Below are 12182 nucleotides of genomic sequence, written 5' to 3'. Positions count from 1 at the left end.
CGGACCCCTCGTCGGGGGGAGGTCCGGTGCCGGGACAGCTGGTCACCAGATTTTGATAGAAGGGGGCCATCCCACCCATGAATCGTAGATACCGGAAAACTATCATCGCCGGGAACTGGAAGATGAACAAGACCCTTTCCGAGACCCGGGCCTTTGCGGAAGAGCTCAAGCCGCTGCTGGGCAGACCCAAGTGGTGTGAGGTCGTGCTGTGCGTACCGGCAGTGAATATCCAGGCTGCGGTACGGCTGTTTAAGGAAAGCCGCGTGTCCATTGGCGCAGAGAACTGCCACTATGAAAACAGCGGTGCTTATACCGGAGAGGTTTCCCCGGCCATGCTCAAGGAGCTGGGGGTTAAATATGTTATCATCGGTCACTCCGAGCGGCGGCAGTACTACAACGAGACCGATTTTACCGTCAATAAAAAAGTCCATGCTGCGCTGGAAGCAGGACTGTATCCCATCGTCTGTGTAGGCGAGAGCCTGGAGCAGCGGGAGCTTGGGGTCACCATGGACCTGATCTCCTACCAGGTGAAGGCCGCGCTGTCCGGCGTTCCCGCCGACAAAATGCGCCATGTGGTCATCGCCTATGAGCCCATCTGGGCCATCGGCACCGGCAAGACCGCTACGGCCGAGCAGGCCGGCGAGGTGTGCGAGGCCATCCGTGCTGTGGTGCGCAAGCTCTACGGCGCCCGTGTGGCCCGTTCGGTCACCATCCAGTACGGCGGTTCCATGAACGCCGGCAACGCCGCCAGCCTGCTGGAGCAGCCGGATGTGGACGGCGGCCTCATTGGTGGCGCCAGTCTGAAGCCTGCCGACTTTGTGGCCATTGTGAACGCGGCCAACCAGGAGTAAACCGGAACCGCGTACAGCAAGAGAGAATATAGATTTGAGGTTATTATGAGTAAAACACCGACTACCCTGATCATTATGGACGGCTTTGGCCTGCGGGCCGAAAAAGAAGGCAATGCCATTACCGCCGCCCATAAACCCAATTTGGATCGGATTTTTGCCGAGAACCCGGGCTGCAAGCTGGCGGCTTCCGGGTTGGATGTGGGCCTGCCCGATGGCCAGATGGGCAACTCCGAGGTGGGACACACCAACATCGGCGCCGGCCGCGTGGTCTTCCAGGACCTGCCCCGCATCAGCCGGGCTGTGGAGGACGGAAGCTTCTTCCAGAACGAGGCCTACATTGAGGCCATGGATGACTGCAAGGAGCGAGACGGCGCGCTGCACCTGATGGGCCTGCTGTCCGACGGTGGCGTGCACAGCCATATCACCCATGTCTATGCCCTGCTGGAGATGGCCAAAAAGCGTGGCCTGAGCCGGGTATATGTCCACTGCTTCCTGGACGGGCGTGACGTGCCCCCCGCCTCCGGAAAGAGCTATGTGGAAAAGATTGTGGAAAAGTGCAAAGAGCTGGGTGTGGGCCAGGTGGCCACCATTATGGGCCGCTATTACGCCATGGACCGGGATAAGCGCTGGGACCGTGTGCAGCGGGCTTACAACGCTATGACTCTGGGCGAGGGCAATCAGGAGAGCGATCCTGTTGCCGGCGTGCAGAAGTCCTATGACGCCGGTGTGACCGACGAGTTTGTGGAGCCCATCGTGTGCACCAAGGACGGCAAGGTGAAGGAGGGCGACTCCATCATCTTCTTCAACTTCCGCCCCGATCGCGCCCGGGAGATCACCCGCTGCTTTGTGGATCCCGCCTTCACCGATGTGGAGCGTAAGCACGGCTATTTCCCCGTGACGTATGTCTGCACCACCGAGTACGACGCCACTATGCCCAATGTGCTTGTTGCCTTCCCTCACCGGGAGCTGAAGAATATCTTTGGTGAGTATATCGCCCAGCAAGGCTATACCCAGCTGCGCATCGCCGAGACGGAGAAGTATGCCCATGTGACCTTCTTCTTCAACGGCGGCGAGGAGCGGGTGTTCCCCGGCGAGGACCGCTGCCTCATTCCTTCCCCCAAGGTGGCCACCTATGACCTGCAGCCCGAGATGAGCGCTCCCCAGGTCACTGAGGAGGCCGTCAAGCGCATTGAGAGCGGCAACTATGACGTGATTATTCTGAACTTTGCCAACTGCGACATGGTGGGCCACACCGGTGTGTTTGACGCCGCCGTGAAGGCCGTGGAGGCCGTGGACGCCGGTGTGGGCAAGGTGGTGGAGGCCACGTCCAAGATGGGCGGTATCACCCTCATCACTGCCGATCACGGCAATGCTGACCGCATGCTGGATGATGACGGCAAGACCCCCTACACCGCTCATACCACCAACCAGGTGCCCCTGTATATCGTGGGTGCCGATGTGAAGCTGCGGGACGGCCGCCTGGCCGACATTGCCCCCACCATGCTGGATCTGATGGGCCTGGAAAAGCCCGCGGAAATGGACGGGGAGACGCTGATCCTGAACTGAGGTATTCGGCGGGATTCCGCCGTACCGATAGAACCACTGGCGGGAAAATGCCCGCCCCCACAGAGAAAACCTGTGTCTGGGCGCCTTCGGCGTCCACAACCACGAAAGGAGTCATACCATTATGAAGCAGATCATTGAGATCGTTGACGTGCTGGGCCGTGAGATTCTGGACAGCCGTGGCAACCCCACCGTTGAGGTTGAAGTCTACCTGGAGGACGGCACCGTTGGCCGCGCCGCTGTGCCTTCCGGCGCTTCCACCGGCATCTATGAGGCCTGCGAGCTGCGTGACGGCGACAAGAGCCGTTACATGGGCAAGGGCGTGCTGACCGCTGTGAAGAACGTGAACACCGAGATCGCTGAGTGCCTGGTGGGCATGAACGTGCTGGACCAGACCGCCATCGACAAGGCTCTCATCGAGCTGGACGGCACCCCCAACAAGACCAAGCTGGGCGCCAACGCCATCCTGGGTGCCTCCCTGGCCTGCGCCAAGGCTGCCGCTGAGAGCCTGGGCACCAGCCTGTACAACTACATTGGCGGCGTCAACGCCAAGATCCTGCCCGTGCCCATGATGAACATCCTCAACGGCGGCGCTCACGCCACCAACAACGTGGAGATCCAGGAGTTCATGATCATGCCCGTGGGCGCCTGCTGCTTCCGCGAGGCTCTGCGTATGTGCGCCGAGGTGTTCCACACCCTGAAGAAGACCCTGAAGGAGAACGGCACTCCCGCCGCCGGCGTGGGCGACGAGGGCGGCTACGCTCCCAACCTGAAGAAGGATGAGGATGCTCTGAAGGTCATCGTCAAGGCCATCGAGGAGGCCGGCTACAAGCCCGGCGAGGACTTCAAGATCGCCATCGACGCCGCTTCTTCCGAGTGGTGGAACGAGGAAGAGAAGTGCTATATCCAGCCCAAGTCCGGTAAGAAGATGACCCAGCAGCAGCTGGTCAACATGTGGAAGAAGTTTGTTGACACCTATCCCATCATCTCCCTGGAAGACGGCATGGCCGAGACCGACTGGGAAGGCTGGGGCATGCTGACCAAGGCCATCGGTGACCGTGTCCAGCTGGTGGGCGACGACCTGTTCGTCACCAACACCGAGCGTCTGAAGACCGGCATCGAGAAGAAGGTGGGCAACGCCATCCTGATCAAGGTCAACCAGATCGGCACCCTGACCGAGACCCTGGACGCCATCCAGATGGCCAACCGCGCCGGCTACACCGCCATCGTCTCTCACCGCTCCGGCGAGACCGAGGACGCCACCATTGCCGACATCGCTGTGGCCCTGAACGCTGGCCAGATCAAGACCGGCGCTCCCAGCCGCACCGACCGTGTGGCCAAGTACAACCAGCTGCTCCGCATCGAGGAGGAGCTGGGCGACGTGGCTCAGTACCTGGGCATGGACGCTTTCTTCAACCTGAAGTAATCGAAGTAACTACAAGGGGCCGCTGCCATTGGCAGCGGCCCCTTGTGTTTTTGTTGACTTATGCGTCCAGATGGATAATGCCTACCGGGCAGCTTTCCGCTGCGGCCCGGACGGCGGGCAGATGGGCGGGGCCGGGCTGCCGGTGTACTTGGGCCAGGGCGTCCTCTGCCAGATGAAACACGTCAGGACAGGCGGATACGCACAGACCGCAGCCAATGCACCTGGCCCGGTCAATGGTCACTTCCATATTTCCACGCTCCTTTCGGAACATAGCATGCCCCGGCGGAGAAGGACTCATCCGCCGGGGCTGTGTATGGCGAGGGCGGGTGCGAATCGAACACACCCGGACGGGAATACCGTCCGCAACGGTTTTGAAGACCGCGGGGCTCACCAGGCGCCCATCCGCCCCCATATAGCGGGGATGGCGCTACGACAATGTGCGCGCATCCCCGATGTGTCGGGTCAGCCGCTGCCGGTCCCAATACTCCAGTAGCAGCAGGGTGTATTTCCGTGAAATGCCCAGTGCGTCCCGGGCCTGTGCCAAGGTAAAGGGTTGGGAGCCGAACCGGGTGCGCAGAAGCTCCAGTGCCTGGCGGCAGGCGGGAGTGTGGATACGGTAGCTCCGGCTGAGCTGGGTCAGTACGCCCTGGCGGACCAGACGGTCCGCCGCCTGACGAAAGGCAGCCGGGCCGCCGGAAAACTCGCATTCCGCCTCCGCATTGGAGGGCGGGGTCAGGCCGGCCTGACGGTAAAAGGCCTCCACCGCAGCGTCTTGCCTGGGGGCTGTCCCGCTGCCTGGTGGAAAGAGCGCCTCCCCCTCCCGGACCAGGTTAAGTTGGTCTGCCGCCGCGTCCAGGAAGGCCGCCTCCCGCCGGGCAGGGGGCGGGAACAGCAGCCCCAGCAGCGCTCTGCGGGTAATGCCCGGCCTGGCCTGTACCTGAAGCAGCACTTGGCGGCAGAGCTCCTCCATTCCCTGGGGAGAGAGGAACGCTCCGCCTACCTCTATACCGCCGGCAGCCCGGTAGGGGGCGGGATCGGTGGGGCGCACCGGGTGCATGCCCGATGCATTCAGGTGCAGCGTGGCTCGTTCCTCCGGTGTACCGTCGGCCAGAATGCGCAGCCGTTCCAGCCGGACGGGATCGCAGCGGCCCCGACGGGGAGGGTCCAGATCCAGAAGCACGCCGCCCCCCACCGTGGCCAGCGGGGAAAAGAAGCGGACCACATACCGCTGGGCGGGATGGGTGGCCACCGGCTGAGGAAAGCGGAGCTGGGCAAATCCTGTCTCACCGGGGCATAATACCTCACATCCCAACAGAATGCAGCGGCACATCAGAGCCCGCCCGCCCAGGTGCAGATGCAGCTGGCTGTTGTTGCGTATGGGAAAGGGGGCGTCGGGCAGCACACGCAGCCGCACGTCGGCCCGGTCCGTGCATGTCAGAGTCCCGGGCAAGGCCAGGGTGTCCCCCCGATGGAGCTGTGCGGCCTCTATCCCCGCCAGATTGACCGCCGCACGGCTGGCAGGGGGAAGGGATTCCGCGGCCCGTCCATGGCACTGGAGGGACCGGACCCGGGCAGTTTTCGACCCGGGATAGAGCTGTACCGTGTCTCCACGGTGGAGTGTGCCGCCGGTGAGAGTGCCCGTGACCACCGTGCCGCTGCCGTCTACCGAAAAGACCCGGTCGGCGTGGAGTACAGGGTGGCCGGTATCCGGCGGAGGGGGTGTTTGAAGCAGAAGCTCGGCCAACAGCTGGCGCAGCCGGGGGATGCCCTCTCCGGTAGGGGCGCAGACCGCCGCCTCGGGGGCATCGGAAAGAACGGAGCCCTCCAACAGCTGCCGGGTGGTCTGCCGGGTATGCTCCAGCTGTACGGGGGAGGCCAGGTCGGTCCGGGTATAGACCACCACGCCGCCCCGCACCCCCAGCAGGGAGAGAATGTCCAGATGCTCGGCGGTCTGAGGCATGGGGCCTTCATCGGCCGCTACCACCAGCAGCACAAGGTCCATTCCCGCCGCGCCGGAGAGCATGGTGGGAATAAAATGGGCGTGGCCAGGCACATCCACCAGGCTGGCGGTGAGCCCCCCCGGCAGGACCAGTGGGGCAAATCCCAGCTCGATGGTGAGTCCGCGCCGGCGCTCCTCGGCCAGCCGGTCGGTGTCCACCCCGGTGAGAGCCTTTACCAGGGCGGTCTTGCCGTGGTCCACATGGCCTGCGGTACCTACGATCATGGCTGCCGCTCCCGCCAGGCGGCCAAAGCGGCTGCGATGTCTTCCCCGTCTCCGGGCAGAAGGGTGCGCACGTCCAGCAGCAATCGCTTTTTATGTATCCGGCCCAGGATGGGGGGCTCCCAGCGGCGGAGGAAGACCTCCAGACCCGGTTCCAGCGGCAGGGAGACCGCCCAGGAGGGAAGAGCGGTCCCCGGCAGCGCGCCGCCGCCGGCCTCTCCCTGGACCGGAACTACAGAGCAGGGACCAAGCCCGGCCAGCCGGTCCGCCAGGGCCCGGGCCCATCCCTGAAGGGTCACCGGGGCAGCCCCCAGCATAGCAGGAACGGGCAGGCGGGGCCCATCTCCGTTTTGCCACGCCAGCAGGGTAGCCTCCAATGCAGCCAGGGAGAGTTTGTCGATGCGGACCACCCGGGCGAGGGGGTCGGCCCTCATGGCCTGGAGCAGAGGGGCGCGGCCCACCACCAGCCCGGCCTGGGGGCCACCCAGAAGCTTGTCGCCCGAAAAGCACACCGCGTCTGCCTGCCGGGCAGCTGTCCGCAGCAGGCGGTCGGGGGCGGCGCTGCCTAGGTCGCACAGCAGCGGCACCCCGTGGGTCCGGGCCAGAACGGCAAGCTCCTCCAGCGTGGCCTGTTCGGTGAAGCCGGTAATATGAAAATTACTGGGGTGAACCTTCAGCAAAACCTGGGCCTCTCCACTCTCCAGCACGGCGGCATAGTCGGTCAGGCGGGTTTTGTTGGTGGTGCCCACCTCTACCAGATGGGCTCCGCTGCGGGCCAGGATCTCAGGAATACGGAAAGAACCGCCGATTTCCACCAGTTCTCCACGGGAAATGGCTACCCCCTTGCCCTGGGCCAGGGCGGAGAGCATGAGGAAAACGGCGGCGGCATTGTTGTTGACAGCCAGGGCGCTCTCCGCCCCGGTGAGCGTGCACAGCAGGTTTTGCACATGGGCCTGCCGGCTGCCTCGGGTGCCGGATTCCAGGTCATACTCCAGATTGGAATAGCCGGCTCCAGCCTGTACCACGGCGTTGAGGGCGGCGGGGGAGAGCGGCGCGCGGCCCAGATTGGTATGGAGTACCACACCGGTGGCGTTGATCACCCGGCGCAGCTGAGGCTGACAAGCGCGGTCGGCTCGGGCCAGGATACGGTCCAGCAGTTCCTCTTCTGGTGGGAGCTGCTTTACCTGGCCGGTCCGTATACCGGCGCGCAGGACGTTCAGCTCCTGCCGTGCGGCTGTACGGCAGAGAGAACGGGGCAGACCGCATTCCGCCAGTGCCGGCGTGGCCAGCAGAGCGTCTATTTTGGGCAGACGGCGCAGCAGCGATTCGTTCACAGCGAGACCTCCAGCAGATGTGATTGTCCAAAGTATAGCATATTTTGGGAAGAGAATGGGAATAAACTTTTGGGTTTTCAGAAAAAGAAGGGGCAAAGGGTGCAAGACAAGGAATAATGGCAGTTGACAGGGCGCAGAGGCAGCGGTTATGATGAAGGCGTGAAATTTTGTGTGTACGAAAAGGAGCATAGGCTATGCGGGTGTTTGAGACCAACGTACAGGAACTGAAAAACGACGTGCTTCGTTCGGTGGCCAAACTGGCTTGGGACGACGATCTTCAGAGCGGTATTCTGGACATTCCGGAGCGGATTATTCCCGGGCCGGAAGCCAAGATGCGCTGCTGTATTTATAAAGAGCGGGCTATTATCTCCCAGCGGGTCAAGGTAGCCATGGGCGGGGATAAATCCAATCCCAATTTGGTGGAGGTGCTTCCCATTGCCTGCGACGAGTGCCCCGTGACGGAGATCACGGTGGGCCCCTCCTGCCGTGGATGCATCGCTACCCGCTGCGTCCATGCCTGCCCTAAGGATGCCATTACGATTGTGGACCACAAGGCGGTCATCGACCATAAAAAGTGCATCACCTGCGGCCGGTGTATCGCTGCATGTCCTTATGGCGCCATTGAGAAAAAGACCCGCCCCTGCGAGCGGGGCTGCAAGGCTGGCGCTATCAGCATGGGAGAGGACAAGAAAGCCTTTATTGATCCTACCAAGTGTACCTCCTGCGGTGCGTGTATCTATCAGTGTCCCTTCGGCGCCATTATGGATAAATCCTTTATTGTAGATGCCATCCAGATGCTTCAGGGTGCGGAAAAGTGGGGTTATCATGTATATGCCATCGTGGCGCCCTCCATCGCCGGGCAGTTTGCCCCGGCCAATGTGGGTCAGGTGGTTACCGGCCTTAAGCGTCTGGGGTTCCAGGATGTGATGGAGGTGGCTCTGGGTGCGGATATGACCGCCCGCACTGAGGCTGCTGAGCTGGAGGAAAAGGGCATGTTGGCCTCTTCCTGCTGCCCGGCTTTTGTGGACTATGTGCAGAAAAACTTCCCCCAGCAGGCGCACCTCATCTCGGACACTCCGTCCCCCATGGTGATGGTGGCCCGCCACATTAAGCGGCAGGACCCCACCGCCAAGGTTATCTTTATCGGGCCCTGCGTAGCCAAGAAAATGGAGGTCAAGCTGGGTAAGACCATGCGTGCGGTGGACTGTGCGCTGACCTTCGAGGAGCTCTACGCTATGTTCGAGGCCCGGGACATCGACCCGGTTACCCTGGAGGAAGGAGAGCTGGATCAAGCCAGCGGCTATGGTCGTACCTTTGCCCGCAGCGGCGGCGTCAGTGCCGCCGTGGTGGAGGCACTGAAGGAACGGGGCAGCGAATTTGCTGTGAAACCCATGCCCTGCAGTGGATTTGAGGCATGTAAGGTGGCCTTCCTGAAGGCGGCCAAGGGTGCAGGTGATTTCAACTTTATTGAAGGTATGGCCTGTGAAGGCGGCTGTGTTCAGGGCCCGGCTCAGCTGATCCGCAGCCCCCGCAATCAAGGCGATGTGGAGCGTCACGCCAAACAGGCGGAGGGACGCACCATCACCGCGGCCCTTGAGCGGGCGGAGACGGTGAAACAGGTCTGAACGGTATCCGAATAAAAAACGGCCCGTGGAGTAATGGCTCCACGGGCCGTTTTTTACGTTCATGTGTCCAGTCGGCGGTGCACATCCATGCGCAGCAGGGTGTAGAGTACCGAGGCGACCGGTACGCTGAGTACCACACCGACCAGTCCCAACACACTGCCGCCCACCGTGACGGCGGCCAGCACCCAGATGCCGGGCAGGCCGATGGAGGAACCCACCACTTTGGGGTAGATGACGTTGCCTTCGATTTGCTGTAGAATAACCAGAAAAACCAGGAAAATCACAGCCTTGATGGGAGAGACCATGACCAGCAGCAGAGCGGAGAGAATGGCTCCAATATAGGCCCCGGCTACCGGGATAATGGCCGATGCGCCGATAATGACGCCGATAAGAGGGGCGTAGTCCGGCTGGATAAACAGCATGCCTGCTGCACACAGCCCGCCCAGAATGCAGGCCTCGATAAGCTGCCCGGTGACGAACCGGGTGAAGGTTTCCCCGGTCAGGTGCACTACATCGGTAAGTGGGTCGGCAATCTTGGCAGGAACATAGGCCCGCAATACCCGGCGGCACTGGCCCAGCAGTTTCTCCTGCCCGGAGAGCATATAGATGGAGAAGACCAGAGACAAAACCCCTGTTACCACGATGGAGACGAGATTGCTGGTAAACTCCAGCAGATGGGGGCCCAGATCAGAGAGGAAGCCCAGCACGCTGTTGAGCAGATTTTTCAATACATCGTTCAAATTGGACAGATCCAGAGCCTGTGTATCCAAATGAAAATAGGCAATGAGTTGATTGATCCACGACTGAATGTTGGCAATATAACCGTTCAGGTTGCTGGCAAAGATCTGTACGCTTTCGGCCAGCTTGGGCAGCACAAAGGAAAAAATGGCAACGATAACGGCAATGAGCACCAGATACGAGGTGAGTACCGCCAATCCCCGGGCTGCACCCTGAGCTGGGGTGCGGGATAGCGCCCTGTCATAGAGCCGGTGGAAAAAGTGACAGGGCCGGTTGAGAACAAAGGCAATGGCAAAGCCAATGATCAGCGGACGCAGCAGCCGCACCAGCCAAATCAGAGCCAGACCGATGAGATCCAGCCGCAGCAGGACGATGACCAGAACCACAGCGTAGGTAATAATGAGCAGGATACTCCGAAACAGCTTTTTATCCATAGCGACTCCTATCGTTTTCCAGGATGCGTAAGCCCACTATAACACCCAGGTATTCTGGCGTCAACGAAAACAGGTCGTTTTAAGCAACTTTTAAGAAAGTGGTGTAAAAAGGCAAAAATGCCTTGACAAAATGGGGATGCGTCGCTATAATCATAGTAAACAGATAGGAATTAAGGAGTTTATCCGAAAGGAGAGACGCATATGTCCCGGTTTATCTATGCCGACCATGCGGCCACCACGGCCGTTACCGATACAGCCTTGAAGGCCATGCTGCCCTATTTCACCCAGGAATATGGAAACCCTTCCAGTCTGTATCGCTTTGCCCAGCAGGCCAAGTCTGATCTGGACCAGGCCCGCGCCACGGTGGCTCAGTGCCTGAATGCCCAGCCGGAGGAGATCTACTTCACCTCCGGCGGTACCGAAGCGGACAACTGGGCGCTGCGGGGAGTGACCGAGCTAATGGCCCTGCGGGGAAAGAAGACCGGTCACATCATCACCTCCGCCATCGAACACCACGCGGTGCTCCACACCGCTCAGTATCTGGAGAAGCAGGGGTATGAAGTGACCTATCTGCCGGTGGACGGGCAGGGACGGGTGGACCCCGCAGCCGTACAAGCCGCCATCCGGCCGGATACAATCCTGATCTCCATTATGGCTGCCAACAATGAGATCGGCACCGTGGAGCCCATTGCGGAGATTGGGGCCATTGCCCGGGCCCACAAGGTGCTCTTCCACACCGACGCCGTCCAGGCGGCAGGGCACATCCCGGTGGATGTGCAGGCGTGGAATGTGGACCTGCTCTCCCTGTCGGGGCATAAGTTTGGTGGGCCCAAGGGGGTGGGCGCCCTCTATATGAAGAAGCCCCTCCGGCTGCCTGCCCTGATCCAGGGCGGTGGACAGGAGGGAGGCCGCCGCTCAGGTACGGAGAATGTCCCCGGGGCGGTGGGAATGGCCGCCGCTCTGCGGGAGGCAGTGGACCGCCTGGGAGTGGAGTCTCCCCGCCTGGCCGGCCTGCGGGACCGGCTGATTCAAGGGTTGACCGCCCTGCCCTATACCCGCCTTACTGGTGATCCTGTGAACCGCCTGCCCGGCACGGCCTCCTTTGTTTTTGAAGGGGTGGAGGGAGAAGCCCTGCTGCTCCACCTGGACGCCAAGGGGATCTGCGCCTCCTCCGGCTCAGCCTGCTCCTCGGCGTCCCTGGACCCCTCTCATGTGTTGTTGGCCATCGGCCTGCCCCACGCCATTGCCCATGGTTCCCTGCGGCTCTCCCTGGGGCCGGAGAACACCGAGGCTGACGTGGAGCGCATCCTGGAGGAGGTGCCCCGGGTCGTGGAGTACCTGCGCCAGCTCTCTCCAGTGTGGGATGCCGCCGCCCAGAAACCCACCTGGGACGTGGAATAAGAAAGGAGTTTTCTATATGCTGTATTCCGATAAAGTAATGGACCACTTTGAGCATCCCCGCAACGTGGGCGAGATCCCTGATGCTGACGGTGTGGGCCAGGTGGGCAACCCCAAGTGCGGGGATATTATGAAGATGTATCTGAAGATCGACGGCGATATCATCACCGACGTGAAGTTCAAGACCTTTGGCTGCGGTTCCGCCATTGCCACCTCCTCCATGGCCACCGAGATGATCAAGGGCAAGACCATTGGGGAGGCCATGACCCTGACCAATGCGGCGGTGGCCGAGGCTCTGGATGGACTGCCCGGCTATAAAATGCACTGCTCCGTGCTGGCAGAGGAGGCCATCAAGGCCGCCTTGGCCGATTATTACAAGCGGCAGGGGAGAGAGGTACCCGACAACCTGAAGCTGCCCTGTGAGGATGAGGAGCACAGCTGCTGCTCCTGCGGACATTGATTTTCGAGTCTCCCCCCGGTGGACCGTTTGGCCCGCCGGGGGGCTTTTTGGCTTGACAGAGGGACAGGGTTGGCATAGAATATCATATACGCGAAATCCCGCCCTTTTGATTGGATTGGGGCGGTTTTCCAA

Annotated in this window: 10 protein-coding genes and 1 tRNA gene; 6 read left to right on the top strand and 5 right to left on the bottom strand. The window is 61.5% G+C overall.

Annotated elements, in window-relative coordinates; genetic code table 11:
- Window positions 1-77 precede the first annotated feature (77 nt).
- From tpiA to eno, 3 genes are all read left to right on the top strand, one after another.
- Complete coding sequence (gene tpiA / locus WMO45_RS05350) at window positions 78-851, top strand: triose-phosphate isomerase (protein ID WP_349139537.1); 774 nt, start codon at window positions 78-80, stop codon at window positions 849-851.
- Window positions 852-896: 45 nt separating this feature from the next.
- A complete protein-coding gene (gene gpmI, locus WMO45_RS05345) occupies window positions 897-2417 on the top strand; it encodes a 2,3-bisphosphoglycerate-independent phosphoglycerate mutase (protein WP_349139536.1) in 1521 nt (506 codons plus the stop codon).
- Window positions 2418-2538: 121 nt separating this feature from the next.
- A complete protein-coding gene (gene eno / locus WMO45_RS05340; protein WP_349139535.1) occupies window positions 2539-3840 on the top strand; it encodes a phosphopyruvate hydratase in 1302 nt (433 codons plus the stop codon).
- A 58-nt stretch (window positions 3841-3898) separates the two neighbouring features.
- On the opposite strand, the gene WMO45_RS05335 is transcribed toward eno, so the two are convergent.
- From WMO45_RS05335 to selA, 4 genes are all read right to left on the bottom strand, one after another.
- The gene (locus tag WMO45_RS05335; protein ID WP_349139534.1) at window positions 3899-4111 is read right to left on the bottom strand and encodes a ferredoxin; all 213 of its coding nucleotides are present in this window, start codon (window positions 4109-4111) and stop codon (window positions 3899-3901) included.
- Window positions 4112-4154: 43 nt separating this feature from the next.
- Window positions 4155-4250, bottom strand: a tRNA-Sec gene (locus WMO45_RS05330).
- A 17-nt stretch (window positions 4251-4267) separates the two neighbouring features.
- Window positions 4268-6064 carry a selenocysteine-specific translation elongation factor gene (gene selB, locus WMO45_RS05325; RefSeq protein WP_349139533.1) on the bottom strand — a complete coding sequence of 599 codons (1797 nt, stop codon included), beginning with the start codon at window positions 6062-6064 and terminating at the stop codon, window positions 4268-4270.
- A complete protein-coding gene (selA, locus tag WMO45_RS05320) occupies window positions 6061-7395 on the bottom strand; it encodes an L-seryl-tRNA(Sec) selenium transferase (protein ID WP_349139532.1) in 1335 nt (444 codons plus the stop codon). The genes selB and selA overlap by 4 nt, the downstream gene beginning before the upstream one ends.
- Window positions 7396-7589: 194 nt before the next feature.
- Between selA and WMO45_RS05315 the strand changes: the two genes are divergently transcribed.
- Window positions 7590-9020, top strand: a complete 1431-nt coding sequence (locus WMO45_RS05315) for a 4Fe-4S dicluster domain-containing protein (RefSeq protein ID WP_349139531.1) — start codon at window positions 7590-7592, stop codon at window positions 9018-9020.
- A gap of 59 nt (window positions 9021-9079) precedes the next feature.
- On the opposite strand, the gene WMO45_RS05310 is transcribed toward WMO45_RS05315, so the two are convergent.
- Window positions 9080-10192, bottom strand: coding sequence for an AI-2E family transporter (locus tag WMO45_RS05310; protein WP_349139530.1), 1113 nt, complete (start codon window positions 10190-10192; stop codon window positions 9080-9082).
- 201 nt (window positions 10193-10393) lie between these two features.
- Between WMO45_RS05310 and nifS the strand changes: the two genes are divergently transcribed.
- Window positions 10394-11593 carry a cysteine desulfurase NifS gene (nifS, locus tag WMO45_RS05305; RefSeq protein WP_349139529.1) on the top strand — a complete coding sequence of 400 codons (1200 nt, stop codon included), beginning with the start codon at window positions 10394-10396 and terminating at the stop codon, window positions 11591-11593.
- Window positions 11594-11609: 16 nt separating this feature from the next.
- A complete protein-coding gene (nifU, locus tag WMO45_RS05300) occupies window positions 11610-12050 on the top strand; it encodes a Fe-S cluster assembly scaffold protein NifU (RefSeq protein WP_349139528.1) in 441 nt (146 codons plus the stop codon).
- The last annotated feature ends 132 nt before the right edge of the window (window positions 12051-12182 follow it).

Source organism: Flavonifractor hominis, assembly GCF_040095835.1.
GTDB lineage: Bacteria > Bacillota > Clostridia > Oscillospirales > Oscillospiraceae > Flavonifractor > Flavonifractor hominis.
This window is presented reverse-complemented; position numbering and strand designations above follow the sequence as displayed.